Source organism: Pseudomonas sp. GW821-FHT10B02 (assembly GCF_059415665.1).
This window is the reverse complement of sequence record NZ_JBWKNR010000010.1, coordinates 219,005-237,843: the sequence shown is the minus strand read 5'-3', so window position 1 is coordinate 237,843 and position 18,839 is coordinate 219,005. Positions and strand designations below refer to the sequence as shown.

Annotated in this window: 14 protein-coding genes; 12 read left to right on the top strand and 2 right to left on the bottom strand. The window is 61.0% G+C overall.

From position 1 onward, the window contains the following. Positions 1-11: 11 nt before the first annotated feature. The 4 genes from AC07OF_RS16805 to AC07OF_RS16790 all read left to right on the top strand — a co-directional run bounded on the left by AC07OF_RS16805 (position 12) and on the right by AC07OF_RS16790 (position 5,599). Complete coding sequence (locus tag AC07OF_RS16805) at positions 12-1,499, top strand: aldehyde dehydrogenase family protein (protein ID WP_157192597.1); 1,488 nt, start codon at positions 12-14, stop codon at positions 1,497-1,499. A 223-nt stretch (positions 1,500-1,722) separates the two neighbouring features. Beyond that, positions 1,723-3,171 (top strand): APC family permease, encoded by a 1,449-nt coding sequence (locus AC07OF_RS16800; protein WP_495073254.1) that lies wholly within the window; start codon positions 1,723-1,725, stop codon positions 3,169-3,171. 87 nt (positions 3,172-3,258) lie between these two features. Then, positions 3,259-4,575 carry an alginate export family protein gene (locus AC07OF_RS16795; RefSeq protein WP_495073253.1) on the top strand — a complete coding sequence of 439 codons (1,317 nt, stop codon included), beginning with the start codon at positions 3,259-3,261 and terminating at the stop codon, positions 4,573-4,575. Between the two features lie 88 nt (positions 4,576-4,663). After that, on the top strand, positions 4,664-5,599 hold the full coding sequence (locus tag AC07OF_RS16790) for a helix-turn-helix domain-containing protein (protein WP_495073252.1): 936 nt from the start codon (positions 4,664-4,666) through the stop codon (positions 5,597-5,599). Here the strand turns inward: AC07OF_RS16790 and AC07OF_RS16785 are convergent. Continuing rightward, entirely contained in the window at positions 5,596-6,444 is an 849-nt protein-coding gene (locus AC07OF_RS16785; protein WP_495073251.1) for an AraC family transcriptional regulator, read from the bottom strand. The genes AC07OF_RS16790 and AC07OF_RS16785 overlap by 4 nt on opposite strands. A 216-nt stretch (positions 6,445-6,660) precedes the next feature. Between AC07OF_RS16785 and AC07OF_RS16780 the strand changes: the two genes are divergently transcribed. The 7 genes from AC07OF_RS16780 to qhpG all read left to right on the top strand — a co-directional run bounded on the left by AC07OF_RS16780 (position 6,661) and on the right by qhpG (position 15,309). After that, positions 6,661-7,800, top strand: coding sequence for an ornithine cyclodeaminase family protein (locus AC07OF_RS16780; protein ID WP_495073250.1), 1,140 nt, complete (start codon positions 6,661-6,663; stop codon positions 7,798-7,800). Positions 7,801-7,832: 32 nt separating this feature from the next. Continuing rightward, positions 7,833-8,255: a RidA family protein gene (locus tag AC07OF_RS16775; protein WP_461531615.1), complete on the top strand. Its 423-nt coding sequence runs from the start codon at positions 7,833-7,835 to the stop codon at positions 8,253-8,255. Positions 8,256-8,318: 63 nt separating this feature from the next. Continuing rightward, positions 8,319-9,614 carry an NAD(P)/FAD-dependent oxidoreductase gene (locus tag AC07OF_RS16770; protein WP_476447093.1) on the top strand — a complete coding sequence of 432 codons (1,296 nt, stop codon included), beginning with the start codon at positions 8,319-8,321 and terminating at the stop codon, positions 9,612-9,614. Between the two features lie 88 nt (positions 9,615-9,702). Beyond that, positions 9,703-11,610 carry a sigma-54-dependent Fis family transcriptional regulator gene (locus tag AC07OF_RS16765; RefSeq protein WP_495073249.1) on the top strand — a complete coding sequence of 636 codons (1,908 nt, stop codon included), beginning with the start codon at positions 9,703-9,705 and terminating at the stop codon, positions 11,608-11,610. A gap of 10 nt (positions 11,611-11,620) precedes the next feature. Further along, the gene (locus tag AC07OF_RS16760; RefSeq protein WP_495073248.1) at positions 11,621-13,354 is read left to right on the top strand and encodes an ABC transporter ATP-binding protein; all 1,734 of its coding nucleotides are present in this window, start codon (positions 11,621-11,623) and stop codon (positions 13,352-13,354) included. Then, positions 13,344-14,024 carry a subtilisin-like serine protease QhpE gene (gene qhpE / locus AC07OF_RS16755; RefSeq protein WP_157192587.1) on the top strand — a complete coding sequence of 227 codons (681 nt, stop codon included), beginning with the start codon at positions 13,344-13,346 and terminating at the stop codon, positions 14,022-14,024. The genes AC07OF_RS16760 and qhpE overlap by 11 nt, the downstream gene beginning before the upstream one ends. Then, positions 14,017-15,309, top strand: coding sequence for a flavin-dependent monooxygenase QhpG (gene qhpG, locus AC07OF_RS16750; protein ID WP_157192586.1), 1,293 nt, complete (start codon positions 14,017-14,019; stop codon positions 15,307-15,309). Before qhpE ends, qhpG begins: the two co-directional genes overlap by 8 nt. Positions 15,310-15,397: 88 nt before the next feature. Here qhpG and AC07OF_RS16745 read toward each other — a convergent pair whose 3' ends face one another. Next, the gene (locus AC07OF_RS16745) at positions 15,398-16,891 is read right to left on the bottom strand and encodes an aldehyde dehydrogenase family protein (protein ID WP_157192585.1); all 1,494 of its coding nucleotides are present in this window, start codon (positions 16,889-16,891) and stop codon (positions 15,398-15,400) included. Between the two features lie 325 nt (positions 16,892-17,216). On the opposite strand from AC07OF_RS16745, the gene peaA reads away from it, so the two are divergent. After that, the gene (peaA, locus tag AC07OF_RS16740) at positions 17,217-18,785 is read left to right on the top strand and encodes a quinohemoprotein amine dehydrogenase subunit alpha (protein WP_157192584.1); all 1,569 of its coding nucleotides are present in this window, start codon (positions 17,217-17,219) and stop codon (positions 18,783-18,785) included. Positions 18,786-18,839: the final 54 nt, after the last annotated feature.

Here is an 18,839-nt window from a genome sequence, read left to right as displayed (position 1 = left end):
GGTAAATTCCGATGAGCGAAGTAGCACTTCTCGATAGCGTCATTACGTTCCTGGCCAAACCACTGGGCAGCTTCATCGACGGCAGGCCGGCGCTGGACGAGCAGGCTGGTGTGAGCGAGATCATCAACCCGGCCAACGAACAGGTCATCGCCCGCGTTCAGGATGCCACTGCCGTGCAGGTCGATGCGGCGGTAGCGGCAGCTTCCCGGGCGTTCAAGGGCAGTTGGGCCCAGACCTCGCCTTACCTGCGCGGCGTGCTGCTGAACAAGCTGGCGGATGCCATCGAGCAGCATGGCGAGGAGCTGGCGCAACTTGAAGCCTTGAACTCGGGCAAGGCGATCAATGTCGCCCGCGGCCTGGAAGTGGCGCAGTCGGTGGTGTTTCTGCGTTACTTCGCCGGCTGGACCACCAAGATCAATGGCGAGAGCATCACCCCGTCATTGCCCTCGATGGCCGGGGAGCAGTACACCGCTTTTACCCGTCGCGAGCCTGTAGGGGTGGTCGCCGGTATCGTACCGTGGAACTTCCCGCTGCTGATTGCCGTGTGGAAACTGGGCTCGGCGCTGGCGACAGGTTGCACCATTGTGCTCAAACCCAGCGAGTTTTCCCCGCTCAGCCTGTTGCGTCTGGTGGAGCTGGCGACAGAGGTTGGGATCCCGGATGGCGCGATCAACGTCGTGACCGGTGCCGGTAAGGTAGGCCAGTGGCTGACCGAGCATGGCGAGGTGCGCAAGGTTTCGTTTACCGGCTCTGTTCCCACCGGTATTGCCGTAGGGGCTGCGGCGATGAAGTCCAAACTGACCCGGGTCACCCTCGAGCTCGGTGGCAAGAACCCCGCCGCGTTGCTGGCCGACGTCAACATCGATGACGTGGTACCCGGGCTGGTGATGACTGCATTCACCCACCAGGGACAGATCTGCGCATCGCCCGAGCGTATCTACGTCCACCGTTCGCGCATTGACGAGTTGGAACAGAAGCTCGGCGCGGCATTGGCGGGGCTGAAAATCGGCTCGCCGCTGGACGAGAGTGTCCAGTTCGGGCCGCTGGCCAACAAGGCGCATTATCAGAAAATCGCCAGTTACTTCGAACGCATGGGTGATGGCCAGGTGGTGGTGACCGGCGGGCGCACCGTGGGCGACAAGGGCTATTTTGTCGAACCCACCTTGTTGCGCGCATCCAGCCCCGACGACCTGTTCCTCACCGAGGAAACTTTCGGCCCTATTGTCTGCCTGCTGGCGTTCGATAGCGACGAGGAATTGATCGAGCTGCTCAACGACACGCCGTACGGCCTGGGCGCAAGCCTCTGGACCAATGACCTGTCCAAGGCCTTGCGCATGATTCCACGCATCGAGTCCGGCACTGTGTGGGTCAACATGCACACCTTCCTCGACCCGGCAGTGCCCTTTGGTGGCAGCAAATCATCCGGCATCGGCCGTGAGTTCGGCAGCGCCTTTATCGAGGCGTTTACCGAGTTGAAGTCGGTGATGATCCGTTACTGAATCGAAGCGGGCAGGGGTGTGACAGCCATCTGTCGAATGCGCTTGAAAACCGCCACCGGCGGGCCAGATGCGGCCAATTTGGGATAGCCGCCACCCCCGCCGAAGCCTAGCATCGTGCTTAGCCTGAAGGTCAAAAACAATAATTCGCCGCGTCGCATTGCGTGCAAGCGTGCCGCGGCTTTCAACCCCGCAAAGACTGCCTCATACAACAAGGTATAAAAACATGAGCGAATCCCTGCGCGACGGCTCCTCGACGGAGCTGCGGCGTGGCAGCCTAGGTGTTGCCATGATCATCTTCTTTGTATTGTCAGCGGCAAGTCCGCTCAGCGTGCTGGCCGGTGGCTTTCCCATTGGCATCATGCTTGGCAATGGCGCGGGAACGCCTGCATTACTGATTACAACCCTGGTGGTGCTGCTGTGCTTTGCGGCGGGCTACACCAGGATGGCCCGGCATATCAGCCATGCCGGCGGTTTCTATGCCTTGATTTCCCGCGGCCTGGGTGGCTTGGCCGGCGGTGCCGCAGGGATGCTGGCGATGGTCGCGTACAACGTGCTGCAAGCCGGTATGTATGGCTTGTTTGGTGCCATTGTCGCCGGCAGCCTGGCCGAGGTGTTCAGCATCCAGGTGCCGTGGTGGCTGTGTTCTGCGGTGGCACTGGGGCTGATTGCCTGCCTTGGCTACCGCAACATCGACCTCTCTGCCCGCGTGCTGTCGATTACCGTGATCGCCGAGTACGTCGCGGTCATGGTGCTCGATGTGGCGATACTGAGCAGTGGCGGGGCACACGGCATCAACGCTGATGCATTCACGCCGGCGCATGTCAGCAGCGGCAACCCGTCGATCGGTCTGCTGTTCTGCTTTGCCGCCTTTATCGGTTTTGAGGCGACAACGCTCTACAGCGAGGAAGCCAAGGATGCCAAACGCACCATTCCGCGGGCCACGTATCTGTCGGTACTGCTGATCGGCGGCTTCTACACCCTGTCGCTGTGGGCCATGGTGGTGGGTGCCGGTGCCGATGACATCGTCTCCACGCTGCAATCGCTGCAAGATCCGACCACCTTCCTGTACTCGCTGTCCGATCAGTACGTCGGTTCAGGGCTGACCAACACCATCCGCTTCCTGTTCGTGGCCAGTATGTTCGCCGGGTTGCTGGCATTCCATAACGCCGCCGCGCGCTACTTCTTCGCCATTGGCCGTGATGGACTGCTGCCGGAGAAACTGGGCACCACCCACCAGAAGCATCAAAGCCCGCATCTGGGTTCGGGGCTGCAGTCGCTGATCGCGGCGGGCATTCTCGCGGTGTTTGCCCTGGCAGGCGCCGATCCGGTACTGCAGTTGTTCTCGTGGTTCTCGAACGTCGCCACCCTGTGCCTGATTCTGCTGATGGTATTGACCTCGCTGGCGGTCATCGGCTTTTTCAAGGCCAATCCGCAGCATGCAGACAGCCGCCTCAAGTGCTTTGTATTGCCGGCGCTCTCAGGGGTAGCACTGCTGGCGGTGTTGATCACTGCAATCGTTCACTTCGATGTGCTGACCGGCGCCAGTACCAGCTTGTCTCTGGCGTTGTGCATGGTTGTCCCGGTGGCGGCGCTGGCGGGAATCCTGCTTGCCGCGCGCTTGCGCAGCGTGGCCCCGCTCAGGTTCAGCGGCCTCGGTAATCACGCCGCCTGAGTGTCGCCAGGCATCGGCCCGTTCCGGGGCCGGTGCGCCCCTTGTTCGCCCTTGCGCAACGCATACTGCAGTTAAGGAATTGTCACCATGTCTTCGCGTCTCGCTCTATGCGGCATTGCCGCAAGTATCGCTGTGTCCGCGGTTTGTCAAAATGCCCAGGCAATCGCGCTGATCGACACCCCGGACACCCATGTCAGCTTCGAAGGCTTGGCCGCCTACGGTCTGTTCAACAGCCGTAAAAACTACGATGGAACCGAGGGCGGTTCGCATTGGCAAGAGGCCTTTATCAAGTACGGCGTCAAGGCCGACACCCTGCTTGGCAATGCGGGCAGCGCCTACAGCGGCTTTGCCATGGTGTCCTCGGGTACCTGGGGCGACGGCGATGCTGGCGGTTTCACCGATGGTAGCGAACGCACAACCAAGATCGAGGATGCCTATCTGGGCTGGCGCTCGGGCGATGTGTTCCAGACCCTGGGTAAAGACGGTGTCGATCTCTCGTTTGGCCGGCAGATCTTCAAGGCCGGCCGCGGCTTTCTGATCAATGACGACGGCCCCAACCTGGGCAAGGGCCTGGCGGACGGTAGCCTGAACCGTGGCGGTGCGTACTATCTCGGCGCGCGCCACGCCTTTGACCGCACGGCGGTGGTGCGTCTGGGCGGCGATCAGGGTTTGCATGGCAGTGCGGCCTGGTTGAAGTCTGATAACCGTGCCCAGGCTGAAACTGAACTTGCGGTGGGTACGCTTGAATACACCCAGCCGGCCGGCACCCTGGGATTGACCTACATCCACGGCATGGATGTGGTGGATCAATGGGCCAGTGAGTTCCAGCAGCGCCGCGACGGTATGGATATCTACAGTATTCGCGGGGAGGGCGATGCCGGTGTAGAGAACGCCAGTTTTGCCTTCGAGTACGCGGTTGAAGACGCTCAGGGCGACAAGGAAACCGCCTGGTACGCCGAGGCGGGCTATCGCTTTGCCGATGTGGTCTGGAGCCCAAGCGTCACCGCTCGCTACACCCGCTATTCACAGAACTGGGACCCGCTTTTCACCGGCTACAGCACAGGCTACGGCACCTGGTTCCAGGGCGAAGTCGCGGCCAACTATGCCGGGCCGTTCAACAGCAATACCGAGATCAAGCACCTGGCGCTCAAGGCCAATCCGCTCGAGACCCTGACCCTGGGCGTGCTGTACTTCGACTTCAAGACTCTGGGCGCGCGCAATGAGCTGAACCTGGATGCGCAAGAGCTCGACCTGTATGCCGAATGGGTCGTTTCGCCAAATCTGATTATCACGCCGTTGGTGGGGCTGTATCAGCCGGATCGCGCGCTGGGTACTGGCGGCAATCAGTCCAATGGCAATGGCACCAACGTTTACAGCCAGCTGACGATGGCGGTGCCGTTCTGATTCAAACGGATGAGTGGTTGCTGAGGGAAAGGGCCTTTGGCCTGTAGCTTGCTTACAAATTGTTACAGGTCAATAACAGGTGTTAACGATGGCGATGTTTGCCCAAATGAAAAGCTTTGACGACGTACATCTGCACGCAGGTGCGATCGTGGGTTGGCAACAAACCTACGATCAGTTGAGCACCGGTCCTGTGCAGACAGTGCTCAAGCACGTCACGGGCGAGCGTTTCCAGATTTTTCAGGAGTCTCTGAACAAGCGGGTGGTTCAGCACGGCGTGGCGCCGCCGGGCCGGCTTTGCCTGGCAATGCCGATGTGCGGTGGCGAGCTGGCGGTGTTTCAGGGCAAAAGCCTGGGCACCGAAAGTGTCACGCTTCTTCACAGTGGCCAGGAGTTTTTCGTGCAGGCCGCTGAAGGCATGGATCTGCTGGCCATTACCGTGGAGGCCACTCGTCTGGAAAACCTCGCGGCCAGGGAGTTCTCGGACAGCGAAATGCGTCGCCTGGCGCGCCTCTCACGCCTGGAATTACGCCAGCAAGTGCTGCAAACCGTGCGCAAGCGATTGGAAGACGTGGTGACCGCTGCACTGCAAAACAGGTTTTTGCCGGAACACCTGCTGGAAGACCTGACCCTGGAGTGCATGCTCGATTTGCTCGACCATCGGGTGGAGGGGGATACAGGGCGTGCGGGCAATCACATGGTCAGTGCTTACCTGGTCAAACAAAGTCAGGAGCTGGCCCTGGCCCACAATGACGAACCGATTTCAGTGCTGCAATTGTGCGAACGCTTGAATGTCAGTCGGCGCACCCTGCAGCGAAGCTTTCAAAGCGTGACGGGCTTGCGCCCGGTTGAGTACCTGCGTTCGGTAAGACTCAATGCTGCACGTCGGCGACTGCGCCAGACCTGTGCCAATCAAGTGACCGTGGCACGCATTGCCAGTGATTTCGGCTTTACCCATCTGGGCCATTTTTCCGGGTACTACAAAGCCCTGTTTGGCGAACACCCGTCGGAGACGCCTCGCCACTAAGCATGAACAGCCGTTTCGCGCGACTGCTTGATCCGTTGCGTGTAAGCACCCTGAATGATTCGCTGTTGATAGTCATGGGGAGTGGTACTGACCAGTTTTTTGAAATCCCGCAGAAAGTGGGACTGGTCGGTGAAACCAAGCTCCATGGCCAACTCGGAAAATGAAACATCCTGTTCACTGTTGATCGAATGCAAGGCGGCCTGACAGCGGATGATGCGGCAGAAAGCCTTGGGCGTCATGCCCGTATCCTGGGTGAACTGGCGATGAATGGTGCGGGTGGTATAGCCACTCAGTTGTTCAAGTTGCTGTACGCGAATATCACCCTTGTGTTGCAGCACGGTCTGGATCACCGCAGCGGTGAGATCAGCGGTTTTGTGCAACGCGGCGGGTGCAAGGTAGCTGTTGAACACCTGCATTTGCTCACTTAGCAGCGGGGTTTTAATCACTTCCTCGAAAAACCGCTGCGCAAGCGGTGTCACCTCCAGCAGATTCAATTCCTGCCCGGTCAATTCTTCGGCCAAGGCATTTATAAACCCCGGAATTACACCGGGGGTAAAACGCACACCGAAATAATGGTGATTCTCAAGCAGCTCCACTTGCCTGGCTTGCAACGGCGTGCCGCAGACCCGCGCACTTGGCTGTGTACTATCACAATCCACGACGATATCCACGCAACCATCAGGTATGGCCAGCATCATGTTGGCCGACTGCGCAACATCCAGTGCATAGAAATGAGAAATAGCCGGATGAGCGGAAGCAATCACCGAATAATTCGATGAGTTCAATACGAACCAAGGCTGTTCAAAGGGAGCGGACGCAAAGGTGGATATATGCGTTTTTTTCATAAGCTGGATCTGCCACTGATATTCTTGTTTTTATGCAATGGCCACACAATGAAATGTGCTTGAACGGGCCACTCATGTCCGAAATATACAATACCCACTTTGTGGGCTCCGTATACTGAACCCCTATGTTGATGGAACAACCAGGCGAAAAGGCCTGAGGGGAGGGCGTGTCCATGCGCTTTCTCGGAATTGTATCACTTCAGTCTGAGAAAAATTATGTCCAATAATACAAAAATTGATTTTATCTATCTTTCTGAGCAAGACATGATCCGTGCCGGTGTGACCGACATGGCGGGCTGTGTCGATACAATGGAAGAGATGTTTGGTCTGTTGTACGAAGGCGACTATCGTATGGCCGGACCTAATAATGATTCGCACGGCGCGATGGTCACTTTCCCGGAAAGTTCGCCATTCCCGAAAATGCCAAAGCCGACCGCAGATCGTCGCCTGATGGCCATGCCAGCCTATCTTGGCGGTAACTTTTGCACCGCAGGTGTGAAATGGTACGGCTCGAATATCGCCAATCGCGATAAAGGCCTGCCACGTTCGATCCTTATGTTCACCCTTAATGATCCTGATACCGGCGCACCCTTGGCGCACATGTCGGCGAACTTGCTCTCGGCCTACCGTACAGGCGCTATTCCGGGGGTCGGCGCTCGCCATCTGGCACGTAAGGATTCAAGAGTTGTCGGCCTGCTGGGCCCAGGTGTCATGGGCAAAACCACCCTTGCCGCCTTTGTTGCAGTGTGCCCGCTGATCGATACGATCAAGATAAAAGGGCGTGGTCAAAAGAGCCTTGACGACTTTATCTCCTGGTTGAAAGAAACCTATCCGCAAATCGTCAATATTCATGTCGTCGATACACTTGAAGAAGTTGTGCGCGACTCGGATCTGGTCACTTACTGCAGTTCCGGTGCAACCGGCGATCCACAAACCTACCCCGTTGTGAAGCGTGAATGGGTAAAGCCTGGCGCATTTATGGCGATGCCTGCCAGTTGCCGGCTGGATGACGGTATGGAACAGGCAGATGTTCGTAAAGTGCTGGACAATACTGGTCTTTATCACGCCTGGTTCGAAGAATTGCCCAAGCCTGCGCATAACTGTGTGCCGGTAATCGGCGTGCGCTTCATGGACATGCTGGCCGAAGGGAAGTTGACCGAGGAAGAACTGGAAGACATTGGCAAGATCATTGCCGGTGATGCGCCAGGTCGTAAAAACGACGAAGAAATCATCATTATGTCGGTGGGCGGAATGCCTGTTGAAGATGTTGCCTGGGGCACGGTCGTGTACCGCAATGCATTGGAAAAAGGCATCGGCGTGAAGTTGAATCTCTGGGAAACTCCGGTGCTCAGTTAAAGCATTTTTGTTCACTTGAAGAGACACTAGGCATGACTGAAATCATTAAGCTTAAAACCGGTTCAAAGTACGAAGAAATGGGCAGCTACTCTCGTCTGGTAGCGGTCGATAACTGGATTTATGTATCCAATACTGCCGGGCGCAACCCTGAAACCAAGCTGATTTCCGAGGATGTGGTCGAACAGACTCATCAGGTGTTCAGCAATATTGAAGCAGCGCTGAAAGCCGTTGACTCAAGCCTGGCTGACGTCATTTGCTCGCGCGTGTTTATTCAGGACCCGCAGGATGTAGCGCAAGTCATGACCTTGATCGGCGAGAAGTTCCGCGGGATCAATCCGGCCAGTACCGTTACCTGTCCGCCTTTGGGCTCTACGGTTTACAAAGTCGAGGTAGAGGTCACCGCGTACCGCAATGCATCGCGCGCCAACGTCGTGGAAATCAAGCTGCCGCTGTAACGGTGTGCGCGAAATGGCGCTCCCGTTTACCTGTCTTAACACACTGTAAGTCGAGTCTTTGTCATGGCACCCACTATTGCGACTGTGCACACTTCAAGCGCATTTCCATCGTCCACATCGGTTGTGATCATTGGCGGTGGGATTATCGGTTTGACCGCTGCACTAGCGCTGGCCGAGCGCAATATTCCGGTGGTGGTGCTGGAGAAAGGCCGACTGGCGGGAGAGCAGTCATCACGTAACCTGGGATGGGTGCGCAAAACCAGCCGCCACGCCGAAGATATCCCGCTGGCTCAAGCTTCCGATCGTTTATGGGCACAAATGCCGGAGCGGGTAGGGGCCGATGTCGGCTACCGCCAGGCAGGCATCATGTTTGTCGGTCGCAACGAAGCACAAATGGCCATGCACGAAGGTTGGCTCAAGTCGGTGAACGCGCTATCGCTTGATTCACACTTGCTCAGCAAGCGTGAAATCGAAACCTTGGTGCCGGGTGGCAAAGGCGACTGGGCCGGTGGCATTTATACGCCGTCCGATGGCCGTGCCGAACCGACATTGGCCGCCAGTGCCATTGCCAAAGCAGCGATGGCCAAGGGCGCGGTGATTGTCGAACACTGTGCAGTACGCACCTTGGTCACCACTGCCGGCAAGGTCAGTGGTGTTGTCACTGAAAAAGGCGAGATCCGCTGTCACCAGGTGCTGCTGGCCGGTGGCGCCTGGTCCAGGCGTTTTCTGGGTAACCAGGGTATTGAGCTGCCGACCCTGCCGCTGGTCTGTTCTGTGTTGCGGACCAAACCGATGCAGGGGCCGACCGACATTGCCGTCGGAGCGCCGGACTTCTCGTTTCGCAAGCACAAGGACGGTGGCTACATCATCACCCAGCGCGGCAAGCTGGATGCATTGCTGACACTCGACCACTTGCTGCTGGGCTCACGCTACTTACCAGCGTTTCGCGCACAACGGGATTTTCTGCGCGTCTCCTTCGGCAAGCATTTTTTCAATGATCTTGCCCTGGCGCGGCGCTGGAAAGCCGCCAACGTGACGCCGTTCGAGCGGGTAAGGGTTCAGGACCCACAAGCCAACGCATCGCTCAACAACGAAGCGATGAATAACCTCAAAGCCGCCTGGCCGGTGTTTGAACAGGCGCAGATCGAACAGGCCTGGGCCGGCACCATCGATGTGACGCCCGACTCGATCCCGGTGATCGGGCCAGTCGCAAAGCTGCCAGGACTTACTCTGGCCACAGGGTTCTCCGGGCACGGTTTTGGCACTTCGCCGGCTGCCGGACAACTGGCGGCCGACCTGGTTTCGGGGGATACGCCGATCATCGATCCGGCGCCTTATCGGTTTGAACGTTTTGTTTGAGGTGGTTTTGCCGGCAATGCGTGGAAGCAGGGAGATATTGGGGTAAAGTCAGCGCAGATGGAGCAATCGCATCACGCTGGAGTCAGAGATGGCGCGACATATACCAATAACAATTGCTACCGATCCATTGCAGACATCGCGCATGGCCCGCCTGAAACTTGTCAGTGAAGGCGCCTTGCCGCAAGGCATGCTGCGCGAAGAAATTGATGCCTCGTGGCGGCGCAGCCTGGGCCATGGCCTGAGCTGCCTGGGCTCCGATGAGGTCGAGCTGGGCGTACGTCAGCGCTTGCAGGAGCTGCTCGACGGTAACCGTCTGCTGATCGACGCCGCTACACCGGAAATGGAATACCTGGTTGCCCGCCAAGGCAACAGCGGGATGATCATTCTCGGCGATGCGCAGGCCAACATCCTGGCCATCGGTGGCCAGACGACCGAGCTCAATCAGGCCGGCCTGCGTGACTTGCATCCAGGCAGTTGCTGGAGCGAGTCGAGCCGCGGCACCAACGCCATCGGCACGGCGGTGGTCGAGGGCCGCCCGACCCTGATCAACTGCGGCGAGCATTACCTGGACCGGCTCAGCCCGTTTTCCTGCACCTCGGTGCCGCTGCGCGATCCCCAGGGGCATGTGATCGGCGTTCTCGACCTGACCCGCGAAGGCATCATGGCCCAGCCTCAGGACAACCTCTCCACGCTGATCATGGCGGCCAGCAATATCGAGAGCCGGATGTTCGGCCTGTGCTATCCCGATCAGCTGGTGCTGTCGTTTCACAACCGTGCGCAATACCTTGGCAGTGCCTGGCACGGCCTGCTGGCGCTGAGCCTTGATGGCGAGGTGCTGGCGGCGAACGAACGCGCCTGTGAGCTGCTCCAGCTGGCGCGTCCGGCGCTGCTTGGCAGGCGTTGCAGTGAGCTGATGGGCGAACGCACATCAGCCTTCCTCACCCGCCTGTGGAGCGACCGGGTGAACAGCGTGCAGACCGCCAAGGGCGAGTTTTTCTTCCGCGCGGTACACCTGCCGCAGCGTGCCGCCATGAGTACGCCGCGAACTCTTTGCAAGGCGCTCCCCGCACCTAAACCTGCGCAACTGGAAACCCTGGCCGGCAGCGATGCACGCCTGGCCCGGGCCCTGCGCATGGCTTGCCGGGGCCTGAACAATGATCTGCCGGTGCTGTTGCTGGGCGAGACCGGCACCGGCAAGGATGTCGTGGCGCGCGCCTTGCACCAGTCCAGCCCGCGTGCCGACAAACCCTTTGTTGCGGTCAACTGCGCCGCCATCCCGGAAGGTCTGATCGAGTCCGAGCTGTTCGGCTATCGCGAAGGCGCCTTCACTGGCTCGCGCCGTGGCGGTATGGTCGGTCGGCTGATGCAGGCTCACGGCGGCACCCTGTTTCTCGACGAAATCGGCGATATGCCGCTGGCCCTGCAGGCGCGCCTGCTCAGGGTGCTGCAGGAGCGCCGGGTCGCGCCGCTTGGCGGCGGCGACGAGCAGGACATCGACGTGGCGGTGATCTGTGCCACCCACCGCGATCTGAAACGCCTGGTACTCGACCAGCACTTTCGCGAAGACCTCTACTACCGCATCAACGGCGTAAGCGTGCAGCTGCCGGCGCTGCGCGACCGTGACGACCTGAGCGAGGTCATCGACAGCCTGCTGGGCAAGTTCGGCGCCGAAGGTGTCGCCCTGGACAAGGGCCTGCGCGAGTTGCTCGGCAACTTCGACTGGCCGGGCAACATCCGTCAGCTGGAAATGGTCTTGCGCTCGGCGCTGGCGATGCGCGAGCCAGGTGAGCAGGTGCTGAGCCTGGAGCACCTGACCGACTGCCTGCTCGATGAACTGACCGCCAGTACGCAGCAAACCGGCAGCATTCGTGAGAACGAGGTGGAGTTGATCCGCGGCGCCTTGGCGCGCCATCAGGGCAATGTCTCGGCAGCGGCCGATGCCCTGGGTATCAGCCGTGCCACGCTGTACCGAAAACTCAAGCAACTGCGCGGATGAGGGGCTGTTGATGGGCGGTATTTTTCTCAGGCTGATCAACAGCTCCGACCCGCAGCTGATGCGCCACGCGCTGGCCTGGTTGTACGGCTTCGTACGCCCGCACCGGCGAGCGATCGCCGTATTGCTCGGGCTGTCCCTGGCGGCTTCGCTGCTGGTACTGGTGCAACCCTGGCTGGTCAAAACCCTGATCGACCAAGGCCTGCTGGCCAAGGACTTCCAGGTGCTCTGGCAGGTGGCGCTGGTCATGATCGCCGTCGGGATTGTCGGCATGCTGCTGGCGGGCATCAACCGCTACCTGCATACACGCCTCTCCGGACGCATTCTGTTTGCCCTGCGCGATGACCTGTATCGCCACTTGCAGCAGCTGTCGCCGGCGTTCTACGGGCGTAAGCGCATCGGTGATATTCTTTCGCGGCTCGATGGCGATGTTGCCGAGATCCAGCGCTTTGCAGTGGACTCGTTGTTCGCGGCGGTTTCCAGTGTGATTGGCCTGATCGGCGCGGTAACCCTGATGCTCATGCTGTCCTGGCAACTGTCGTTGCTGCTGGCGCTGCTGATTCCCATCGAAGTGCTCTGGTTGCGCTGGATGCGCCGCAAGGTTGAACGTGAGGTGCGCAGCCTGCGCGAGCGTTCTGCCGATGTATCGTCGTTTCTGGTCGAGACTCTGCCGGCAATGAAGTTCATCCAGGCGGCCGGGCAGCAGCGCCGTGAATCCGAACGCCTGGAACGCCTGGGGCAGGGCTACATGAGCCAGTTGCTGCGGGTGCAGGTCACTGAGTTCTTCACCCAGGCGGTGCCGGGTACCTTGACCTCGCTGTGCCGCGCCTGCGCTTTCCTGGTCGGCGGCTACTGGGTGATTCAGGGTACCTGGCAACTGGGCGCACTGATCGCGTTCTCCACCTACCTGGGCATGGCGGTCGGGCCGGTACAGAGCCTGCTCGGCCTGTATGTGGCGGTGCAGCGCATGGCCGTGAGTCTCGGGCGGGTGATGGAATTGCAGCAGGAACCGGTTGGCGTGCACCAGGCGACAGCGCCGGTGCCCATGCCGCAAGGGCCCGGGGAGTTGCGCCTGGAGTCTGTGCATTTCGCTCACGAGCAGCGTCTGGGCAGGGTGCTGGGTGGCGTCGATATCTGCATACCGGCAGGGGTGAAGGTGGCGATCAGTGGTGCGTCAGGTGTTGGCAAGTCGACCCTGATCGATCTGCTGCAACGCTTTTATGACCCTGAGCAGGGGCGCATCCTGCTCGATGGCGCCGACCTGCGTGACCTGGATCTGCTGGCCCTGCGCAGGTCCATAGCCGTGGTCAGCCAGGACATCGTACTGTTTCGCGGCACCCTGGCGCAGAACCTGGCCTACAGTGTGCCCGAGGCCAGCCGCGAGGCGCTTGAACGGGTGGTGCGCCTGACTCGCCTGGAATCACTGGTCGAGGCCTTGCCGCTTGGTCTGGACGGTCAATTGGGCGAACGTGGCCAGCAGCTGTCTGGCGGGCAGAAACAGCGCATCGCCATTGCCCGCGCCTTGCTTCAGGATCCACGGGTGCTGGTGCTCGACGAAGCGACATCGGCGGTGGACGAGGCAACCGAGCGCGAAGTGATCGCCGCCATCGACCAGCTATTCGCCGGGCGCACGCGAATTCTCATCAGCCACCGCACCAGTACCCTGGCCGACGCCGACCTGCACTTGCACCTTGAAGACGGCCGCTTGCAAGCGGTCTGGCAGGAGCCATTGCGCCATGGCCGATGAACTGTGCGTGGGGGTGATCGATAGCGGCTGTTCTGTGCAGCAGACCCGCTATCTGACCGGCGGGCGGCGCTTCTGGCTGGAGCAGGGAACGCTGGGCGTAGGCGAGTTGCAGGCCGATGCCCTCGGCCATGGCAGTGCGGTGCTTGAACGGCTGCTGGCACAGGCCGACGGGCTGTCGGTAAAGGTGGCCCAGGTGTTCGACAGCCGGGGGGCGACCTCGGTATTGCAAGTCAGTGCGGCGTTGCTGTGGCTGGTGGAGCAAGGCGTGAGCCTGGTCAATCTGAGCCTGGGCCTGGCGCAGGATCGAACGGTCCTGCGCCAGGCCTGCGCCGTAGCAGTGGAAGCCGGCGTGCTGCTCTGTGCGTCCAGCCCCGCGCGTGGCGGGCCGGTGTACCCGGCCAGCTATCCGGGCGTGCTGCGCATCACTGGCGATGCCCGCTGTGCAGCGGGGCAGTGGTCGTGGCTGGACACCGCGCAGGCAGACTTCGGCGCGGCGGTCGGCGAGGACGCAGGATCAGCCGGTGCGAGCCTGGCCTGTGCAGCCCTGAGCGGGCAGATTGCGGCCTATCTACACGAGCATAGGCGGGCGACACGCGAGCAAGTGCTGGCGTATCTACGCGAAAATGCCGCCTTCATCGGACCTGAGCGCCGTGGAGGCAGGCATGGCTGATCCGCGTATCCTGATCCTCGGTGCCGGCCCTGCCGGCGCGGCCACCGCCATCGGCCTGCGGCGCCTGGGCTATGCGGTCACGGTGGTGTCCGAGTGGCGTCGCTTCGCGGCCGTTGAAGGGGTTTCGCAGCGGGTACTTGAGGGCTTGCGTCACGCCGGTCTGGGGAGTGCCCTGGAGGAAGTAGCTACACCTGCGACACGGCAAGTGCGCTGGAATGGCCAGCACCTGCAGCTCAATCAGGAGTATCTGCTCGATCGGCAAGCCTTCGACCGGGCCCTGCGCGATGATCTGCAGCGGGCCGGGGTGACCTTGGTCGAGGGACGGGTACGCGAGGTGCTGGGCGAGGATGGCCATCAGGTGCGTCTGGACGATGGGCAAACCCTTGAAGCCGAGTTTCTGGTGGAAGCCCGCGGCCGCCAGGCGCCGTTGGCGGCCGACCGCTTGCGTGGCCCGGAGACGGTCAGCCTGCTCAATCTGTGGCAGGGCGAGCCTGGCGAGCCGGCTTCGGCCGTGGAGAGCCTGGACGATGGCTGGGCGTGGATGGCTCGCTTGGCCGATGGCCGCTGCTACTGGCAGATCACCCTGAATGCCGAAGGCCTGCCGGGCAAGGCTGCACTGGCCGAGTACTGCGCCGAACGCCGGCGCCGCTCGGAGCTGGTAGCCGAGCTGTTCGATGCGCATGCCCTGGCGCCGGCAATCGTCCATGCCCGCAGCAGCACCGCCATTCTGGCTGGCGAGTGTGCAGGTGAGGATTGGCTGCGGGTGGGCGATGCGGCGATGGCGGTTGACCCGTTGTCGGGGAACGGGATTTTCCAGTCGCTGTCCTCAGCGTTGCAGGCCCCGGCGGTGATCAACACGCTGTTGCGGTGCCCGCAGCGGGCGGCTCTGGCGCGGTGTTTTCATCAGCAACGGATCGAACAGCTGTTCCTGCGCTTCGCGCGGATCGGACGGGACTTTTATGCTCAGGAACAGGCGCGGGCAGCAGGCCTGTTCTGGGCGCGCAGGCGGCAGTGGCCGGATGCGCAGCCGATACATGGCGCCTCCGACTGGGAGGCGGTGCGTGTCGAACGGCGACCGGTGTTGCGCGAAGGGCTGGTGGATGAGGCCGATGTGGTGGTAACGGCGGATCAGCCGCTGGGCGTGTGGCACCTGCAGGGGATCGAGCTGGCGCCGGTGGTGCGTGGTGTTCAAGACGGGCTTGAACTGACGCAAGTGTTAAGCGATCGCTCGATGGAGCAGCAGATGATGGTGCGGCGCTGGCTGGCCGAGCAGGGGTATGGCTGACTAGCTGGTGGGAGCGGGCTTGCCCCGCGATGCGATGTGACTGACATACCGCAATCGCGGGGCAAGCCCGCTCCCACCGGGGGGCGCTTCAGAGTTTGATCAGCACCGATTTCAGCTCGGTGTAGTGCTCGATCGCGGCAGCGCCCATTTCCCGGCCGACGCCAGACAGCTTGTAGCCACCGAACGGCAGTGCCGGGTCCAGCGCGCTGTGACAGTTGACCCACACCGAACCAGACTTGATCCGCGGGATCATCCGGTGCACCGCCGCCAGGTCGTTGGACCAGATGCTCGCGCCCAGGCCATAAGGGTTGTCGTTCGCCAGACGCACCACTTCATCAATGTCGTCGAAGGGCATGGCGACCAGCACCGGGCCGAAGATTTCTTCCTGAACCAGGCGATGACGCTGGTCGACGTCAACGATCACCGTCGGTTTGACGAAATAACCCGGGCCAAAACCTTCACCACCGCAAGCGATAGTGGCGCCCAGTTCGCGACCAAGGTTGATGTAGCCGGTCACCCGGTCCTGCTGCCTGGCGGAGATCAGCGGCCCCATCTGCACCTGCGGATCAAGGCCGTTGCCGAGTTTCATGCCATTGGCAATCGAGGCGATATCGGCCACTACATTGTCGAAATGCTTGCGGTGCACATAGAGGCGCGAACCTGCGCAGCACACCTGGCCCTGGTTGAAGAAAATCGCCGTTGCGGCGCCCGCGGCGGCCTCCTGCAGGTTGGCGTCGGGCATGACGATGGTCGGCGACTTGCCGCCCAGCTCCAGGGTCACGCGGGTCATGTTTTCCATGGCCGCCTTGCCGATCTGCTTACCGACTTCGGTGGAACCGGTGAAGGTCAGTTTGTCTACGCCGGGGTGGCGGGTGAGAGCGGCACCGGCATTCAGCCCGGTGCCGGTGATTACGTTGAATACGCCATCCGGATAGCCGGCTTCCTGCACCAGTTCGGCCAGCTTCAAGGCGGTCAGCGGGGTTTCGTCGGCAGGCTTGAGCACCATGGTGCAGCCGGTGGCCAGCGCCGGCCCGAGCTTCCAGCAGGCCAGCAGCAGCGGAAAGTTCCAGGCGACGATGGCACCGACGACGCCGATCGCTTCGCGGCGGATGAAACCGTGGAACTGATCGTCAGGCATCAACGGCAGCGAAGGCTCCACCGTCGCGCCTTCAATTTTGGTGGCCCAGCCAGCCATGTAGCGCAGGAAGTCGATGGCCAGTTGCACGTCCATGACTTTGGCCACCGCAGCGCTCTTGCCATTGTTCAAGCACTCGAGTTCGGCCAGCTCCTGCGCGTCGCGCTCCATCAGTTCGGCCAGACGCCACAGCAGGTTCTGCCGCTCACGGGGACGCATGCGGCTCCAGGCCGAGTCATCGAAGGCCGCACGCGCCGCCTGGACGGCACGCTCAACGTCGACGCTGTCGGCACACGGCACCTCGCCCAGTACCTCGCCTGTGGCCGGGTTGCGAAAGTTCATGGTCTTGCCACTCTGCGCGTCCTGCCAGTCGGCGCCAATGCGCATTTTCAGTTTACGGTCGAGAAAAGCCTGGGTACGGGGGAGGATCGGCAGGGTCGACAGCATGGGGCGGCGCCTCTTGTCATTGGATGTGCAGGGCGCTTTCGCAACCACCATGCCAAACATGAGATCCGTCATCAACGTATTGATATTGCTTGTCTTTTTACCCGCCTACAGAAAACTGTAGACGAATTACGGTGTAGCACTTTGAGACAGTATGAGACACCCCTGCAACAGTTCGACCCACTGCGATTCGTCCTTGAAGGTGTTTAACACATTGAAAATAAACGCTTTGCCTGGATTGGCACAGTTCCTGTATTGGTCATTCGCAGAAGCACCTACGGCACCCAGCGTGCAATAACGATAAGAACAACACCGTGGAGGTCTGACCTTGAGAACGACTCGACTCCGGCGACATACCAGCAGCCTGGCGCTGATCGCCGCCGCCTTGCTATGCACCCAGCTCCAGGCCAAAGAGCCCGGCGCCGACCTGCTGCAGAGCAAGTGCATGGGCTGTCACACAGCCGAAGGCAACGACAGCTATAGCCGCATCAGTCACCAGCGCAAAACCCCCGAAGGCTGGTTGATGAGCATCGGCCGCATGCAGGTCATGCATGGTCTGCAGATCAGCGACGATGACCGCCGCACCCTGGTCAAGTACCTGGCCGACAAGCAAGGCCTGGCACCCAGCGAAACCGAAGGTGTGCGGTATGCCATGGAGCGCCGCCTGAACACGGTGGAGCAGTTTGACGAGAAGCTCAGCCAGACCTGCGGCCGTTGCCACTCCGGCGCCCGGGTCGCCCTGCAGCGGCGTCCGGCCAAGGAATGGGAACACCTGGTCAACTTCCACCTTGGCCAATGGCCGTCACTCGAATACCAGGCCCTGTCACGGGATCGCGACTGGTTAGAGATCGCCCTGAACGAAATGGTGCCTGAGCTGGCCAAGCGCTTCCCGCTGGACAATCCGGCCTGGACCGACTGGCAGCAAACACGGCCCAAGCCCGAGGTGCTGGTGGGGCGCTGGGCCTTTAGTGGCCATATGCTGAGCAAGGGTGACGTGCGCGGCGAGATGACCCTCGGCAGCGCTCAGGGCGATGGCACCTTCAAGGTCGATGTCAACGGCCGCTATGCCGACGGTACGCCGTTCCAGGGCAGCGGCTCGGCGATTCTCTACAACGGCTTCGAATGGCGCGGTAACGTCAGGATTGGCGATACCACGATGCGTCAGGTATTCGCCGCACTCGATGGCGAGATGAAAGGGCGCATGTTCGAGGCCGAGCATGACGAACGCGGCCTGGATTTTACTGCGGTGAAGGAGGGCAAGGCCCGTTTGCTGGCCGTACAGCCTTCGTTCATCAAGGCGGGCAGCGAGGCCGAGCTGACACTGGTTGGCAGCGGCTTGTCCGGCAAACCGGACCTTGGCCCGGGTATCGACGTGACCGAAGTGCTGGAATCAAGCGCCAGCCAGGTACGGGTCAAGGTGCGGGCTGCGGCCGATGCGGCGCCTGGCCTGCGTGAAGTCAGCCAGGGCGGATTGAAAGGGCCGAGCCTGGCGGTCTACGACAAAGTCGAGGAAGTGAAAGTGGTGCCGGCGTTCTCCATCGCCCGCATCGGTGAGAACGGCGGCAGTACGCCGAAGGTGCAGGGGCGCTTCGAGGCCGAGGCCTGGGGTAAAGATGCCAAGGGTCAGCCGCTGCGCATTGGCTATCTGCCGGCGCAGTGGTCGGTCGAGCCGTATAACGAAAAGGCCAAGGAAGACGAAGACGTCAAGTTCGCCGGGCAGATGCTCGAGAACGGCATTTTCATGCCCGGCGGTGCCGGCCCTAACCCCGAGCGGCGGATGATGACCAACAACGCGGGCAATCTGAAAGTGATCGCCCAGTTGCAGGACGGCGGACAGAAAGGCGAAGGCCACCTGATCGTCACCGTGCAACGCTGGAACAATCCACCGCTGCCGTGATCGGCCGTTGACCCTACGGGCACTGCGCTGCCCGGATTCCAACGTTGATCACAA

What these genes read in the sequence shown, in the direction of transcription:
- AC07OF_RS16805 (WP_157192597.1), top strand. Translation starts at nt 12, where the DNA reads ATGAGCGAAGTAGCACTTCTCGATAGCGTCATTACGTTCCTGGCCAAA.
- AC07OF_RS16800 (WP_495073254.1), top strand. Translation starts at nt 1,723, where the DNA reads ATGAGCGAATCCCTGCGCGACGGCTCCTCGACGGAGCTGCGGCGTGGC.
- AC07OF_RS16795 (WP_495073253.1), top strand. Translation starts at nt 3,259, where the DNA reads ATGTCTTCGCGTCTCGCTCTATGCGGCATTGCCGCAAGTATCGCTGTG.
- AC07OF_RS16790 (WP_495073252.1), top strand. Translation starts at nt 4,664, where the DNA reads ATGGCGATGTTTGCCCAAATGAAAAGCTTTGACGACGTACATCTGCAC.
- AC07OF_RS16785 (WP_495073251.1), bottom strand. Translation starts at nt 6,444, where the DNA reads ATGAAAAAAACGCATATATCCACCTTTGCGTCCGCTCCCTTTGAACAG.
- AC07OF_RS16780 (WP_495073250.1), top strand. Translation starts at nt 6,661, where the DNA reads ATGTCCAATAATACAAAAATTGATTTTATCTATCTTTCTGAGCAAGAC.
- AC07OF_RS16775 (WP_461531615.1), top strand. Translation starts at nt 7,833, where the DNA reads ATGACTGAAATCATTAAGCTTAAAACCGGTTCAAAGTACGAAGAAATG.
- AC07OF_RS16770 (WP_476447093.1), top strand. Translation starts at nt 8,319, where the DNA reads ATGGCACCCACTATTGCGACTGTGCACACTTCAAGCGCATTTCCATCG.
- AC07OF_RS16765 (WP_495073249.1), top strand. Translation starts at nt 9,703, where the DNA reads ATGGCGCGACATATACCAATAACAATTGCTACCGATCCATTGCAGACA.
- AC07OF_RS16760 (WP_495073248.1), top strand. Translation starts at nt 11,621, where the DNA reads ATGGGCGGTATTTTTCTCAGGCTGATCAACAGCTCCGACCCGCAGCTG.
- qhpE (WP_157192587.1), top strand. Translation starts at nt 13,344, where the DNA reads ATGGCCGATGAACTGTGCGTGGGGGTGATCGATAGCGGCTGTTCTGTG.
- qhpG (WP_157192586.1), top strand. Translation starts at nt 14,017, where the DNA reads ATGGCTGATCCGCGTATCCTGATCCTCGGTGCCGGCCCTGCCGGCGCG.
- AC07OF_RS16745 (WP_157192585.1), bottom strand. Translation starts at nt 16,891, where the DNA reads ATGCTGTCGACCCTGCCGATCCTCCCCCGTACCCAGGCTTTTCTCGAC.